The organism is Bythopirellula superficialaquae (assembly GCF_059632245.1).
In genome coordinates, this window is sequence record NZ_CP197426.1 from 954,639 (window position 1) to 970,515 (window position 15,877).

The 15,877-nt window shown below is 56.0% G+C and carries 10 protein-coding genes; 1 reads left to right on the top strand and 9 read right to left on the bottom strand.

Annotated features, from left to right (window positions below; all coding sequences use genetic code 11):
* Positions 1 to 184 precede the first annotated feature (184 nt).
* The 4 genes from SH678x_RS03970 to SH678x_RS03985 all read right to left on the bottom strand — a co-directional run bounded on the left by SH678x_RS03970 (position 185) and on the right by SH678x_RS03985 (position 9,898).
* Positions 185 to 1,501: a beta-ketoacyl-[acyl-carrier-protein] synthase family protein gene (locus SH678x_RS03970; RefSeq protein WP_496921589.1), complete on the bottom strand. Its 1,317-nt coding sequence runs from the start codon at positions 1,499 to 1,501 to the stop codon at positions 185 to 187.
* A gap of 152 nt (positions 1,502 to 1,653) precedes the next feature.
* The gene (locus SH678x_RS03975; RefSeq protein ID WP_496921590.1) at positions 1,654 to 2,889 is read right to left on the bottom strand and encodes a hypothetical protein; all 1,236 of its coding nucleotides are present in this window, start codon (positions 2,887 to 2,889) and stop codon (positions 1,654 to 1,656) included.
* A gap of 233 nt (positions 2,890 to 3,122) precedes the next feature.
* The gene (locus SH678x_RS03980; protein ID WP_496921591.1) at positions 3,123 to 5,675 is read right to left on the bottom strand and encodes a choice-of-anchor Q domain-containing protein; all 2,553 of its coding nucleotides are present in this window, start codon (positions 5,673 to 5,675) and stop codon (positions 3,123 to 3,125) included.
* A 287-nt stretch (positions 5,676 to 5,962) separates the two neighbouring features.
* The gene (locus SH678x_RS03985) at positions 5,963 to 9,898 is read right to left on the bottom strand and encodes a choice-of-anchor Q domain-containing protein (protein ID WP_496921592.1); all 3,936 of its coding nucleotides are present in this window, start codon (positions 9,896 to 9,898) and stop codon (positions 5,963 to 5,965) included.
* Between the two features lie 765 nt (positions 9,899 to 10,663).
* On the opposite strand from SH678x_RS03985, the gene SH678x_RS03990 reads away from it, so the two are divergent.
* The gene (locus SH678x_RS03990; protein WP_496921593.1) at positions 10,664 to 11,884 is read left to right on the top strand and encodes a GNAT family N-acetyltransferase; all 1,221 of its coding nucleotides are present in this window, start codon (positions 10,664 to 10,666) and stop codon (positions 11,882 to 11,884) included.
* Here the strand turns inward: SH678x_RS03990 and fabF are convergent.
* The 5 genes from fabF to rpmF all read right to left on the bottom strand — a co-directional run bounded on the left by fabF (position 11,873) and on the right by rpmF (position 15,875).
* Complete coding sequence (fabF, locus tag SH678x_RS03995) at positions 11,873 to 13,114, bottom strand: beta-ketoacyl-ACP synthase II (RefSeq protein ID WP_496921594.1); 1,242 nt, start codon at positions 13,112 to 13,114, stop codon at positions 11,873 to 11,875. The two genes, SH678x_RS03990 and fabF, sit on opposite strands and share 12 nt — an antisense overlap.
* A gap of 140 nt (positions 13,115 to 13,254) precedes the next feature.
* Positions 13,255 to 13,488, bottom strand: coding sequence for an acyl carrier protein (locus SH678x_RS04000; RefSeq protein WP_496921595.1), 234 nt, complete (start codon positions 13,486 to 13,488; stop codon positions 13,255 to 13,257).
* Between the two features lie 288 nt (positions 13,489 to 13,776).
* Positions 13,777 to 14,568 (bottom strand): 3-oxoacyl-[acyl-carrier-protein] reductase, encoded by a 792-nt coding sequence (fabG, locus tag SH678x_RS04005; RefSeq protein WP_496921596.1) that lies wholly within the window; start codon positions 14,566 to 14,568, stop codon positions 13,777 to 13,779.
* Between the two features lie 156 nt (positions 14,569 to 14,724).
* Positions 14,725 to 15,636, bottom strand: coding sequence for an ACP S-malonyltransferase (gene fabD / locus SH678x_RS04010; protein WP_496921597.1), 912 nt, complete (start codon positions 15,634 to 15,636; stop codon positions 14,725 to 14,727).
* Positions 15,637 to 15,695: 59 nt separating this feature from the next.
* Positions 15,696 to 15,875, bottom strand: a complete 180-nt coding sequence (gene rpmF, locus SH678x_RS04015; RefSeq protein ID WP_496921598.1) for a 50S ribosomal protein L32 — start codon at positions 15,873 to 15,875, stop codon at positions 15,696 to 15,698.
* Between the last annotated feature and the right edge of the window lie 2 nt (positions 15,876 to 15,877).

Genomic DNA, 15,877 nt, shown 5'->3' on the forward strand with positions numbered 1-15,877 from the left:
TGCTGGACCACGAATAGAAACGAGAGATGAGAAGACTCAAAAACTAGCGCGGATTAGCACACGACCAGCATACGTGCCGGTCAATGATTGCTACGAGCAGTCTAATGATGTATAGGACGCAATCAATTCGCCCTGATGATAGACCAACCCTAGCCTTCGTGCAAGAAAATCATCGCCGATGCTGTTAAACACGCTTCACAACCACCGCCGTCGCTTGCGCCTGCGGTGTGATGCTCAGCTTCAAGAAGCTGCCGCCGGGCGAGGTGGCTTCTTTGGTCACATTGAGCGGGCAAGCCGGATCGGGCGTTTCAAAATTCAGCGTCTGAAACAGTTTGTCGTTCGTAAGCGAAAGCACGCTGGCCACGAGCTCCACAATGCCGCTGCCAGCACCCAAATTGCCGAAATAACTTTTGGCCGCAGCTACTGGCACCGTCGGCGCGGCATCGCCAAAGACTTCAGTAATCGCCGCGGCTTCTGCCGCATCGCCATCTTTGGTTCCCAGGCCATGGGCGTTAATATGCCCACATTCTGCCGGGGAGATCCCTGCTTCGGCGAGCGCGGTCTTCGCTACATTTGCAAAAGCTTTGGTGCGATTTCCCTGCAAGTGCGAATTCGTCACAACGCTGCTCCCCGAACCGACGAGCTCGGCGTAGATCGTGGCACCGCGCTTTTTGGCCGATTCATATTCTTCCAGAACAATCGCGCCAGCCCCTTCGCCGACGACCATGCCCGTCCGATTCGCATCAAACGGCCGCGAGGCTTGACTTGGTTCGCAGCCGGCGTTGGCCATTTGCTCAGTTTGTGTGGCGTGTACGGTCTTGAAGGAATGAATCCGCGTGCCGGTGGATCCCGCCACCATCAAATCGGCATGGCCACGTTCGATGGTTTGCATCGCTTCGCGCACCGCCATGATGCTCGAAATTTCACGCAACGTGAGTGAATTGTTGGGCCCGCGTAAATCGTTGAGAATCGCGATATGACTCGCCGGCATATTGGGCAGAAATTTGAGCATCCACAGCGGACTCATGTCCCCGAGGCCTGTTTGGCCCCAATCGGCATAAGAAAACTTACCGTCCTTCGCGCCACACTTGATCATGGCCGACGCAAAATCGTCGGGCGGGCTCAGCATGTAGTCGCTGCCATAGACAATGCCACATCGTTCGGGTGAGACTTCCTCGCTCGTGACCTTGGCATCGACCATCGCTTGCTGCGCCGAAGCCACGGCCATCATCGTTTCGCGGCACATCACTTTAAGCGCCTTCCGAATCGATTTCTTGAGGTCTTTATCGAGCTCGCCGAAGTCTTCAATCTCGCCAGTAAAGCTCGCGCATTCACCGCCGAAAGGAACCAAGTCGGGCAGGGGGGGAATGACGGTCAGCGGAGTTACGCCACTGCGGCCCGCGCTGAGAGCGTCCCACAGTGCAGACACGGAATTTCCCAGCGGACTAATCACGCCCAGGCCGGTGATCACGACGCGGCGTTTTGAAGCAGACGAATTCATCGAAGAACACACGGGTCAAAAGGCAGGAATTTAAGCACTTCAGCATATCCCTCTTGGCGTTGCACGGCTACCCACGCGAGACGGGTCGTCCCGACCCCGGTCGTCATCCGGCGTAGCCGGTTTGCAATGCCATCCGGGAATTCGCCAATTTCTTAATAGCGCCCGTGGTAGGTCTGATTCGGCCGCGACGCCGTTTGTGGGGCGGCCGCCGCGTCGACGGCCAGCGCCGAATTCGCGCCACGGCTTTCCACAAACAGCAAGGCATCCGCCCGCGGCGGCGATTTGAGCATCGGAATGTTATCGGTGATGATATTCGGCTTCGCGGGGCCCGGTTGAGCCACCACTCCCATGCTTAACAACAACACCTGATCAGTCGGCCAGCGGAATCGTTCGTGCAGTTGCACCATCGTCATCTGCGGCACCTGGCACTCGGTCCGTTGATTCTGTGCCACCGGGCTCGGCACGTCGATTTGCACAGGATAAAACTTTTCCACTTGCGTGAGTTTTAATTTCAGCACCGCATCCACGGTCTTCGTGTCGAGCGACAGCAACGGACTGAATTCCATGCTGAATCCTTCATCGAACTGGCCCATCTCGGGTTGGAACCCGGGCCAGGTTTGCTGCGTGCGAAAGACGCCCTTCGTGTAAGTGATCGGTCGCATCGTCGAGATCACCAGCGATGACCCGTTCTGCACCAACTGATGCGGCGCATTATGCTCGCGATAATCGCTGCGACGCTTCAACTCGGAAACCAAGAGCGCCGCGTCTTCCTTGGCCATGATCCAACCTTGCACCCCGGGAGATTGCACGGGTACCGATTGCATCAGCGGCAAAGCCTTGGTGCGCCAGTTGGGACTGTCGATGGTCACCACTCGCAGACCAAAACCCTGATTCCCAGCCACATTGTTGACGAACCGATCGACAATATCCGCCACGATGGCTTGCATGTCGGGAGTGTGATACACCCGTAATGTCTTCTTGTCGGCGCTCAATAAACCGACTGGCGTTGAATGCCACGCTTCGTAGCCAGTTTCGCGCAAGATCCAATCGACGATCGCCTGCTCGGGCGCCGTCGTGTTTTGCACCCGCATCGTGTAAGGCGTAATGTCATATTCGCGCCATACTTGGCCATGATCGCTGGGCAGCGCACCGCTCCCTTTGGTAACCTGCGCATGCGTGACCTGCGGCACGTTCGGAGTCGGCGTCACCGCCGAGCTACCTACTGGCGAGCCTCCTACCGGCGAGCCTCCCGCGTAAGCGGGGGGAGTTGCCCCACCCGGCGGCGATTGCCAACTACTCGCGCCGGCTGGGCCCACGTCAAAGCCTTGCGCGACGACAAACGAACAATTAATAAGTAGTATGGCAAACAGTGCGAGGCGAAGCGGCATCGGAGATTCCTCCGCGAGCGAATAGGAGTGTGGGTCAGCAGATCTGTAAAGCTGGGGGGCGAGAAGTATAGGAACCCACCCCGCGCGTCACAAGGTCCGCTTCCGCTAGCATTGCTGTCGGAGCAGTTTAGCCAAACGCTCGATAATTCGTTGAATTTTTGGTCTCAGAGGCGACCGAATAAGCACCTCGAATTTGCTGAGGGTGGAGCTCCGAAGAACTGACGGCGTGAATCTCAGTGAACCGCAAGTCGCGGACTCACTTTGCGCCTAACAACAAAATCGCCAAACTCGCGCACGCCGTGGCGCGTCACCGCGTTCAACTGCTCAATCGCAAGATCCACACTCTCAACAAACAATTCAATCGCCTCTGGCGAGCCCACTTCAGTGGGCGGTGAGTAAGAATTTCCAAACATCAATGACACAGGTGTTTCCTGATCGTCCTCGACACCCTCATCTTCAATAATCGCACTCAGCGCCGATAACGCCCCACCGTTATATTCTTCCTGCCAAGTTTCCAGGTCATCGCCACTAAACGGATCAGGCGATTCCCCACGCTGCCAGGTGAGAAAATCGCGGCCAGTCACCACACCGTCGCCGTTGAAGTCACCAGGCAACGCAGCCGCAGCCTGCACCTCAAACGCCCCCATATCGATTCGCCCACCCACAACGCGGTCATATCCTGTGCCACGTTGATCGTAGTCCGGCGGCGAACTAAACCCGGGATCACCCGCATCAATCGCCGGGCTGCTGGTCAGCAGGGCATGCGTCAACGTTGTTCCGCCATTGTCGGACAGGGGGCCGAGCAGTGGATCGACCGGTAATCCGCTCGTGCCGATCTGATTGCCCGTGCCTGGCGTGATCGTGGCCCCCGTGTCGACGCCGATCAAGCTGTAAGTTGGAGCAAACGATCCGGCCCCTTTGAGGTCATCGTCGTCGGTATTGCCTCGCGTGTTGCGGGCGACGATCGTGTTGTTCAGATTAACGGCGGCAGTCGAAGCAAAAATTCCACCGCCGTTGCCGAGCGAACCGCCACCATATCCAAGGTAGCCATAGCTCTCGGGGCCGTTGAGACCCGTGGTATTTCCTGTGATCGTGCTGTGCGAAAGTGTGAGAATTCCGGCGCCTGTGATAAAAATGCCGCCTCCATCGCCGCCATTGCCGGCATAGCTCCGTCTTCCATCGGCGCCCCCTCGCCCCGTCGTGTTGCCCGAGACCGTGCTGTTGGTAATTTGTTTGGGCGAGCTTCCGCTCAGCCATATCCCTCCGCCCGCACCCCCGTCCGCTTCACCACCACCGCCTCCTTGCCCCGTGGTATTACCAGAAACTGTCGAACCATGGATTGCCACGGCACCGAGCACGGCGATGCCACCCCCTTCGCCGCCAGGTGAGGCGCCATAACTGACACCCCTGCCATCGCCGGTCGAATTGCCAACAACCGAGCTTTCGTGCATGACCAAGTTTCCACCGGCGAAAATTCCACCGCCAGCGCCGCCCCGACCACCCGTGCCATAAGCAAAGGTGCCTCCTCCTTCACCTGAACGATTTCCACTAATCGTACTGGCGAGAATCGTCAGGGTCCCCGAGGAACGAATCCCACCACCCGCGCCACCGTGGCCTGACGTCGCTCCTAGGGTTCGGCCACCGTCACCCGCATTGTTGTCGGCGATTGTGGAATTGATGATCGTGGCAGCGCTTCCCAAAAAGAGCCCGCCACCGTCGCCTCCGTTGCCACCGTTCTCATACGGGCTCGCAGATGCACTATCACCAGCGCTGTTGCCGCTGATCGAGCTATTGCTGATCTCGATTACTCCGACCGCCCACATTCCGCCTCCGGATCCGCCTGCATAACGCATACTTGCCGTGCCGACTTGATTATCTTGGAGCAACACATCATCAAGCGACACGCTACCCTCGGCATAGATGCCTCCCCCATGGCCACTCTCGCCGCCGAAGGTTCCTCCGCCATCTCCGGAAGTATTGCCCGAAATCGTGGAATCAGTAATTGTTAGCGAGCTGCCATCAAACCAGATTGCTCCGCCATGCCCCCCTCGGCCGTTGAGTCCTCCTCCCTGACCTGCGGAATTGGTCGCCAGCAGACTACCTGAAATGGTGAGCGTCCCCAGAGCAGCGATGCCGCCTCCGTCACCGCCCCGGCTTGATGCGAAATAGATTGACTCCCCACTTTGCGAGGCAGCGTTGTTGGTAATCTGACTATCAACAACAGTTAATACTCCATCCGACCAAATGCCGCCCCCTGAATAACCAAACGCATCATTGCCATAAGGATCGTTACGAAAACCGCCCGTTCCATTGCCACTGACGACGCTTTGGCTGAGGGTCAAATTTTCAACATTCGAAATCGCTCCCCCATCGCCAGCGACGTCACCTCCCGTTAAAGTGAGACCGCTGATAGCCACGTTGAGAGCATTTTCAGCATCACCATCGTCGACCCTGAAGATGCGACTCCCATCGCCGTCGTTTGTTTCTGGTGTCGGATCGTTGCCGCTGGCGTCGATTGTTAATAGAGCAATACCGGGACCCGCGATCGTCACGTCATCGCTAATCACCAGTTCGCCGGCGGTCAGCGAAATGCTTCCCGACACTCCCGCGAACTCAATCTCATCCGTGCCAGCCAAGGTGTTCGCATCAAAGATCGCTTGCCGCAGACTCCCCGGCAATTGCCCCGCGGCTGTCACAGGAGCATCGAGCAGATTCGTGACCGTAAACGTCGCCAGCATTCGGCGATCTTCCAAGGACTCCACCTGCATCTGACGACGAAGTGACATAACGTGTTCCTTGCGCTAAGTCCATAAATTCAGAGGACGGCTGTCCAGCTGTTGCGGCCAAGAAAAGACATCTGTTCCAGATCGGTAGCGGCTAAAAAGAGTACCCGCGTTCCTGCCGGTTAGCCGCATCCTACCCCAACCAGGGGGTGATTTCAACAAAATTGTCTGGATTCTTTGATCCCAGGGTGTTCCACTGGTAGACGCAAAATGCTCGGGGCAGGATTTTGAAAATCTTTAGCAGATTTTCATAATTGCAAATGCACATGAAAGCGCAATGCATCGGCCTTTTAAGCTCGAGACTTATCCCATGCCATCGATTTCATCGGTCGGTGTGTGGTTCGGTGCCTAATAACCACCATCTCGCCAAACTCCCGCACGCCGCTCTGCGTTACATCGCTCAGCTCTTCAATCGCAAGATCCACGCTCTCCACAAACAATTCATTCGCCTCTGGCGAGCCCACTTCAGTGGGCGGTGAGTAAGAATTACCAAACATCAACGATACAGATGTTTCCTCATCGTCCTCATAAGTTCCGTATTTATCCTGAATACTCGCACTCAGCGCCACCAACGGAGCATTCATTCCTGACAAGGAACCGATCCCATACCCTGCTTGCCATTTTTCGAGCTCGCCCACCATGGGATATCGTTGCCATAGCAAGAAATCTCGACCGTTCACAATTCCATCGCCATTAAAATCACCATTTTGTGATGTCGACGCCTGAACTTCATAAGCTCCAATATCGATTTGTGCACCTGAGAGACGATTAAAGCCTGTGGTTCGTTGATCATACTCTGGAGGAGAAACAATATTGGGATCACCAGCGTCGATGGCTGGGCTGCCAGCCAGCAAGGCATGCGTTAGGGTCGGACCGCCGTTGTGACCAAGCTCCCCCAGCAGGGGATCAATATTGAGGATATTTCCCTGACCGGATGATAAGGCGCTCACATGAGCTGGTGCTAAGCCCGATGTATCCTCAACGAGGCTGTAGTTGGCGATGAACGACGTCGTGGCTGCGGCACTCGTGTCGATGTCGCTCGAATTTCCTAAGTTACCGATGTTGTCTGCAATGATTGAGTGACTGAGAGTGGTTGCGCCAGAAGATTTCCAAACTCCGCCTCCACCACCTATGCCATCGAGATCACTATCCGCCGTATTGTTAGCAATCGTGGAATGATTGAGAGTCATCGTTGCCGCAAAAATACCTCCGCCGGAGCGCAATGCACGATTGCCACTAATCGTCGCATTCGAGGTGGTCAGCGACGAAACGACATGAACACCGCCGCCATCTCGAGCAGAGTTTTCGGAAATCAACGATGAGTCGATGACGATCGTCGGAGCTGCCACTCCCCCTCCGTTGGTAGCAGCTGAATTCCCGCTGATGGTACTTCGTACAATTTCTACAGTTCCAGAACTAAGAAGTATGCCTCCTCCACTTCCGGTTGTGGCCGAATTATCCTGAATCGAACTCTCCATGATCTTTATCGTGCCAAACTGTGAGTCAATCGCTCCACCGCTCGTTGCCAAGTTGTTGCTCAGTTCACTTCCTTCGATCAAAAGCGTGTCGCCCCCCGAGATTGCGCCACCCCTAAATTGAGCGCCATTATTTGTCAAAACCGAGTCGAAAATAGTGAGACCACTCCACGCAAAGATGGCGCCTCCCATGTTGCTGTAATTATCCGTCAGCACACAATCACTCAGGGTCAACTTTCTTCCCGTGGCAATCGCTCCTCCTTCGCCCCATTTGTCTGCACCAGTAAGCGTCAATCCGGAAATGAAAAACTCCGTGACGATTGAATTCGGAGGTTGTAGGCTAAAAATACCGCTACCATCCCTATTGTTTAGCTGTGGTGTCGGATCGTTGCCGCTAGCATCGATTGTCAATGCCGACGCGCCCAATCCGACAACTCGCAAACCATTGGTCACGACGAGTTGACCATGAGTTAAAACGATAGTTTCATTCATGAGCGTCGCGGCAAATTCAATCGTGACGTCGAAGCCAAGCGAGGCATTGGTGATTTCGATGGCTTCACGAAGTGACCGATCGCCAGCGGAATGGTCTCCGTCGTTCTCATCGACTTTTGTGTCGACCACGATCGTGAGCGGCTGCCGCTCGAATGCGCCGATGTCGATGCGGTCATTAATCACACGGGAATATCCCGAGCCCCGCTGATCGAAGACTGGCACGCCATTCGCGCCAGCGACCGCCAGTGGGTCACCGGCATCAGCAGCAGGACTTCCCGCCAAAAGCGCATGAGTAAGAATTTGTCCCCCGTTATCCCGCAGCACATCAAGCCGGGAATTGCCGGTGAGCAGACTGAAAGTTGCGGTGATCGTGGCACTCACGTCGTAAACATTTCGGACGGCCGCGTCTGCCCTTCCCGATAAGTTGTCCGTGACGATCGTGTGATCAATCAAAAGGCCCGCCCCGACGTGATAGATGCCTCCACCCCCACCGACCGTGGAAGTCGTTCGATTGAAAGCAATCGTACTATGCTCGATGGATGTCGTTCCGCCCTGGGTCAAGGCTGAGATGCCGCCGCCGGTTGCACCAGAATAATTCGTCGAGATTGTCGAGTTAACGATATCGATGGTGCCACCTCCGTTGAGCAGCAACAAGCCTCCTGCATCGGAGAACGATCCCAAAGCTTCGTTTCGATAGACGCTGTTATTCACAAATTCTATGTCTCCGGCAGCGACCGCGAGAATACCACCGCCACCGCTACCTGCGGAATTCTCGTAGATGGAATTCTTATCGACGACCGCAGAAAAACTCTCGGCGTCGGTATTGATAACAAAGCCGCCACCTCCGGACGCCTGATTGTTGAACAGCGAGTTTTCTTGGAGTAGTAGCGACCCAGCGATATCGTGATGATCGGTAGTGACATAAATACCACCACCATCGGACACCGCTTGATTGGCGTCAAAAGTGTTGGAGGTAATCGCCAAGGAACCTGCACTTACCTCGACAAACATGCCTCCGCCCCTGGCACCACTTTGGTTATTAGAGAGCAGATTGTCTTCAATCAGGTTGTGACCACCATCTTGATTTGTGTAGATGCCACCCCCATCTAAGATCGCGCTGTTGTTGGTGAATTGGTTGTTTTGGACGATGCTGTTATCTGCATTGCTCGTTAGAAATAGGCCACCCCCAAGTCTGTTGGTGGTATTTTCGCTGATCGTATTTCCCGTGATCGTCGTTTTTGCGCGGGTGTTGATTCCTCCTCCATTATTTTCTGCATAATTTCGCGTGATGATGTTATTCTGCACGAGTGTTGTAGCTGTACTTGAACCAAGGCCAATGTTGAGGGCTCCACCGACGTCCGAGGCGTGGTTGTCGGAAAAGTAATTGTCCTCAAAGGCAGAAACTCCATAGACCGAAACTCCGCCGCCACGTCCGCCTGCAGTGTTTCCAGTGATCTGACTTCCGATGAGTGTGAAATAAGTGCCCGAAAAACCGCCTCCCGAAGCGGCGCAGGTATTGTCGGAGAATTCGCTGTCGAGAATATGGACAAGTTGTAGAGTTGTGCCGGTTGAAAACCACCCACCGCCACCACTGCCATCCTTGGCCAGATTGCCGTTCACGAGAACTCTCGTGATGTTCGCCGCGCCGGTGATATGTAGTCCACCTCCTGAACCAGAAGCCTCATTGTTGACGATATCTGTGTCATAGATCACCGTGAGACCATCTTGTGCGTTCGCCGAGTAGACGGCACCGCCTGAGCTTCGAGATGCATTGTCAGTCAACGTTGCATCAAACAATGTTAGCGACTCGCGACTGTAAATCGCCCCGCCGGCACTTTGTTCAAAAGCTCCACCAGCGTCTCCACCTGTAAGCATCAAACCACTTATCGCGACGGCCAAGAATTGCGAGTCGTTGCCGTCGTCAATTCGGAAGATACGACTGCCGTCGCCATTGTGGGTCGTGGGTGTGGGATCGTTGCCGCTGGCGTCGATCGTGAGCAACTCCGCGCCGGGGCCTTCAATCGTCAGCTCGCTTGTGACCCTGAACTCACCGGCGGTCAATGTCAGCGTGCCGTTGACCGCGAACTCAACCTCGTCCGCGCCAGCCAAGGCATTCGCATCAAAGAGTGCCTGCCGCAAGCTTCCCGGAAGTTGTCCCGCAGCTGTCACGGGCCCATCAAGAAGATTCGTGACCGTAAACGTCGCCAACATCCGGCGATCTTCCAGAGACTCGACCCGTAAACGGCGACTCCGTGTCATGCTGAGAATCCTAGGGAATCAGGTTTCGAACGGGAAAAAGAAGTCCGTTCATGATAGCGGCGAGACAACCCGGGTGCAAACAATTAGTGACCGCTCAGACTATTGGCCTTCTGATCGCCTGGCAGGAAATGTTTAGCTTCGATTAGGATAGATTAAGAAATACGTGGCGAAATTTTTCCCACGCTTTTGGCCGCGCGATATGGTATGAAGGGAGTGAAATCTCTCAGCGATCAGCCAGAGTAAATGCTGGATTCCCGCTTTCACGGGAATGACCGAACAGCCGCGAACACACTGTTGGGCAAGCCAACAGTGGCACCCCAAGCTGCGCGCTGAAACGTCGAGACCCGCTGAAGGTGGTAATAAAGACGAGTACACATCAACTTGATCAATCCCGGGTCGTGACTAAGTTGATGAAGTTGAACAAGATGACAAAGTTCGCAGAAAGGGGTCAGGGGCCAGTGTTGAGAAGTCGTTCGTTCCCTCATCCCAAGCTCCCAGTCCCCCCAAACAGCTTGGCAACAGTTAAGAGACCCGCAAACCACGCAAACCTGGCCAACCTTGCAAAGCAGAACGAGAGGGGCCAGGGGCTGGAAGTCAGAGATCAGAAATTTCACATTGCGAAAATCCAAAACCACCACATCAAGGAGCAGGCATTACAACAACCCCAAGACCTAGCCCCCAGACCCCAGCCCCTCATGTAACAACTCCCGCCGAATCACGCTTGGTAATTCAGCCCTGAATTTTCGCCCTTCAAAGGAGTTCGCCATGAGCCTCGCATCCGCCCTCTATTCCCCGTTTCTGCCCGTTGCCGCTCCCCGCTGTGCTTGGGCCGAGTTGAGCACCGCCGCCGCGCCGGTCAGCGTGCATGCCATTGCTTCCCGCCGCGATGTTGCAGAATTTATCGAACTTCCCAAACGCATTCACCAACGCGATACCAACTGGGTGGCCCCGCTCGACATGCAGGTTCGCGAGTTTCTCGATCCCAAGAAGCACCCGTTTTACAAGCACGGTGCCGCCCAAGCGTTTCTGGCTCGGCGTGACGGCCAGGTCGTTGGCCGCATCGTGGTCAGCGATGATCCCGCGTACAACAAAGTCCACGGCACGAATCTCGGATGCTTCGGCATGTTTGAAGTGATCGACGATGTCCGCACGGCGCGTGCGTTGTTAGATCGCGCGAGTGCCTGGCTCCGCGCACGTGGCCGCACACAGATCATGGGCCCGGTTGATTATTCCACCAACTATCCCTGCGGTTTGTTGGTCGATGGTTTCGATACACCTCCCGTGGTGATGATGAACCATCAGCCCGCCTATTACGAACGTCTGTTCAAGCGATACGGTTTGGAGAAAGCCAAGGATCTTTATGCTTGGTGGTTCAGCCGTGACAACAACATGGACGCCGCGTGGAGCGATCGCGTGACCCGATTGACCGAGCGCTATCAGGTGAAAGTTCGTCCGCTCGACATGAACGACTTCGACGCCGAGATCGCCCGTTGCAAACAGATTTATCATCAATCGTTGGAACAGAACTGGGGCTTCGTGAAGATGAGCGATGTCGAGTTCGATCATTTGGCGCGCGACCTCAAGCGACTCGCGGTTCCTGAATTGGTTCAATTCGCTGAAGTCGACGGCAAGCAGGTGGGCGTTTCGATCACGCTGCCGAATATCAATGAAGCGATTCAGCCGCTAGGTGGCCGTTTGATGAACGGCGGTTTGCCGATTGGACTTATTCGACTTGCTATGCGGTTGAAGAAGATTCGCACGGGCCGATTGGCGGTGCTGGGAGTTGTTCCCGGCTATCGCAAACGGGGTGTGGCCGAGTCGCTAATCTGGCAAACCCTGCGTACCAGTATCGATAAGTTCGATTACCAAGGTGCCGAATGCAGTTGGACGCTTGAAGACAACACGCTCGTGAACCGCATGATCGAACGCGTCGGCGGTAAGAAGTACAAGACCTATCGCATCTTTAGCAAGTCGTTAGTTTGCTAATCTGCCGATAATGATCGAAGCATTATGCCCGCCGAAGCCGAAGCTGTTGCTCATCGCGCGGCGGATGGGTCGTTCCTGCGGAGCGTTGGGCGTGTAATTGAGATCGCAATCGGGATCGGGTGTGTCGAGGTTGATCGTTGGTGGCGCGATCTGATCGCGAAGGGCCAGGGCACACATCACAAGTTCGATGCCGCCACTCGCTCCGAGCGAATGACCCAGTTGGCTCTTAGTGCTCGAGACATTCAGCTTGAACGCTTGGTCTTCAAACACGCGCTTGACGGCGATTGTTTCCGCCTTATCGCCAAGCGGCGTGCTCGTGCCGTGGGCGTTGATGTAGTCGATGTCGCTGGGATTGAGTTGGCCATCGATCAGCGCGTTGACCATGGCCCGGGCGGCGCCGGTCCCTTCGGCGTCGGGTTGGGTGATGTGACCCGCGTCGGCGCTGGCACCATAGCCGAGCACTTCGGCGTATATCCGTGCGCCACGTGCTTTGGCGAATTCCAGTTCTTCAAAAACCAGAATCCCGGCCCCTTCGGAAAGCACGAAGCCATCGCGGTCGATATCGAACGGCCGGCTGGCCTTCGTGGGACTGTCATTTCGCGTGGAGAGCGCCTTCATATTCGAGAAGCCAGCCAGGCTAATTGGCTGCATCGCGGATTCCGTCCCGCCGGTGAGCATCACGTCGGCTTCGCCGTAGCGAATTGCCTTGAACGCTTCACCCATCGCGTTGGTGGCACTCGCACAGGCTGTCGCGACGGCATAATTCGGACCGCGAATACCAAAGTGAATCGAAAGTTGACCGCTCGCCGCGTTGAGCATCATCTTGGGAACGGTAAAGGGCGAGACTTTGTCATGGCCTCTGGCGAGCAGTCGGTCATGCTGGGAAATAATTTCGCCCAAGCCCCCGATCCCCGAGCCAATGATGGCTCCCGATCGGAAGCGATCAGATTTCTCGAAGTCGATTCCCGCATCTTTGACCGCATCGATACCTGCGACCAATGCAAATTGCGTGAAGCGGTCGATCCGCTTTTCTTCCTTGGTATCGATGTAGCCTTCGACGGTCCAGTCATACACTTCGCCGCCGAAGCGCACTTTGTAGTCGCTCGCGTCGAAATGGCGGATCTCATGAATGCCGCTTTGACACTCAAGAATCTTCTGCCACAGCTCAGGGATCTGGCATGACAGCGGGGTGACGACCCCCATTCCGGTAATGACAACGCGGCGATTCATCTGGAAATTCTTCGACTATCAAGAGCAAAGAGGCAAGCAACAGCAAACCGCGGCGTGGTTGTCCACGTCGCGGATCTGTCGGGCTGAATCCCGCAAAGCATCTCGTGAATCGCTTTGCCGGGAATTGGCAAAGCAGAGACTTACTTATTCTGTTCGATGAAATCCACGGCCTGACCGACGGTTTGGATTTTTTCCGCGGCGTCGTCGGGAATGTTGATGTCGAATTCTTCTTCGAGTTCCATGACCAACTCGACCGTGTCGAGCGAGTCGGCACCCAAGTCGTTCACAAACGAGGTTTCCGGCGAGATCTTGTCTTTATCGACGCCCAATTGCTCCGCCACGATGTCAGTAACGCGTTCCAGTGTTGAGGCCACTTGGATGGTCTCCTTTAACCCAGTAAATGAAATATGACAATGAAGCCGTTGCTTGCGAGAAGGTCACCGCCCAAAACCCGCCAACGACTTCAACCCTGTGTACTGTTCAACAATCCCTAGTTATTCCAAGCGGAAAAACCTGCTCGCTGTCACAACATCTCAGTTGAGGCAAGCTTTGCAAGCGATTTAAAATAGATCGTTCCCGCGAAGGTGGTCAAGATATACAGTTTCTTCCGATTGGTGTCTAGGTCGCCTCGGCTACGCCGGTCGTCGGCAACCCGTGAACTGCTAAGCAGTTAGGCCGCCGTCGATCACCAAAGTTTGTCCCGTCACGTAGGCCCCCGAATCGCTGGATAGGTAAAGCACCGCGTCGGCGATTTCCTCAGGTTCTCCCTGACGTTGCAGCGGCACGGCTGCCTTGATCCGTTCCATCACCAGGTCCTCGCCGGCCGCTTTCATCAGGGCCGCTGTCATGTCGGTGGCGATAAACCCGGGGCAAATCGCGTTGACGGTGATCTGACGACGCTTGCTGGCCAGTTCGCGGGCCAGAGTTTGCGTAAAGCCGATGACGCCCGCCTTCGAGGCCGAGTAGTTGCACTGAGCCGGATTTCCCATGATGCCCGACGTGCTCGAAATGTTGATGATCCGCCCCGTTTTGGTTCGCATCATCGCCCCTGCTGCCGCCCGCGAGAACAGGAACACGCTGCGCAAATTGGTGGCAATGACGTCGTCCCATTCTTCGTCAGTCATGCGGGGGAGGAGCGTATCCCGCGTGATCCCGGCGTTGTTCACCAAAATATCAAGCCGCCCCCAGTCGGCGACAACCGTGTCGACCACGTTCGTGGCTGCGGCTGAATCGGCAACGTCGCAGGCAAATACTGCTGCAGTTCCGCCAGCGGCGGTGATCTCGGCGGCGGTTTCGGCGAGCTTGTCGGCGCTGCGCGCCACAAGAGCCACCTTGGCCCCCGCGCGGGCGAGCGTGACGGCGATCGACTTGCCAATGCCGCGCGAGGCACCGGTCACAACGGCCGTCTTGCCTGTGAGATCAACTTGAATTCTGCGTGATGGGGAATCTGCCATGGTCTTAATTGAATCCTCTTTGCTTGATTCTGATAGGCCGCGGATGAACACTGATTAAGCGGATTGACGCTGATAATATTTTTTTATCAGTTCATTTTGTTAATCATCTGCGCAAATCAGTTAAATCCGTGTTTATCTGTGTTCTATGTTTTGAACTCACGCCTCGACGCTTTCACAGGAAAATTTGCGATCGATGCGTTTCAATAATCCTTTGAGCACCTTGCCCGGTCCGATTTCGTAGCACTGCTCGATGCCAAAATCCTTGAGCAGCCACTGGAGCGAATCTTCCCACAGCACGGGTGCGACAACTTGTTTTTGTAGTAAGGCGCGAATCTCCGCCGGATCGTCGTGCGGACGGGCGTCGACGTTGGAAACCACGGGAATTCGCGGTTTTTTGATGTCGACTTCGGCCAGAGCCCCGGCCAAGCGTGCCACGGCCGACTGCATCAGCGGCGTGTGAAAGGCCCCCGCCACGGCGAGCGGAATCACCTTCATCGCCCCGGCGGCTTCGGCTAGCGGCGTGATTCGTTCGCACGCGGCCTTGCTCCCCGAGACGACAATATTTCCGGGGCACAGATAATTGGCGAGCTGCAATACGTCGTCGCCACGAGCTTCGTCCACGAGCTTTTGCAATGGGTCGCGTTCCATGCCTAATACGCTCACCATACCGCTGGGCGAAGCATTGGCGGCGTCTTGCATCGCTTGGCCACGGACCTGGACGACGCGTAGGCCGGAATCGAAATCGAGTGCGCCGGCGAAGACCAAGGCCGTGTATTCGCCGAGGCTCAGTCCGGCCGTGGCCGCACACGCTTCGACGACCGCGGGATTGTCTTGTTTCAATTGCTCGAGCGCCGCCAGACTGCACACGAACAACGCGGGCTGGCTGTAAACGGTCGAGTTGAGCTTTTCAGCGGGGCCGTTGGTGCAGAGTTCCAACAGGTCATAGCCCAGGATGTCGGCCGCACGGGCAAAGAGCTCTTGGGCGCGAGGCAACGACGCCGCGAGCGCGGCCCCCATGCCGACGGCTTGAGCCCCCTGACCAGGAAAGAGAAAGGCAGTTTTGGTCACGGCAGCCTGGCCTCACTAAGATGCAGTCCCCCTTCCGCCGGAAGGGGCTAGGGGAGGGTCTACTCCTCGGTTTCGACCATCGCGCGGCCTTGATAGTGGCCACAGTTGGGGCAGACAACGTGCGAGGGACTCGGCGTGCTGCACTTCGGGCAAGCCTGCAATTGGCGAGGCTTCAAAAAGTCGTGCGAACGACGCTTGCCGGAACGGGAGTTCGAATGTTTGCGTTTGGGGACAGCCATGG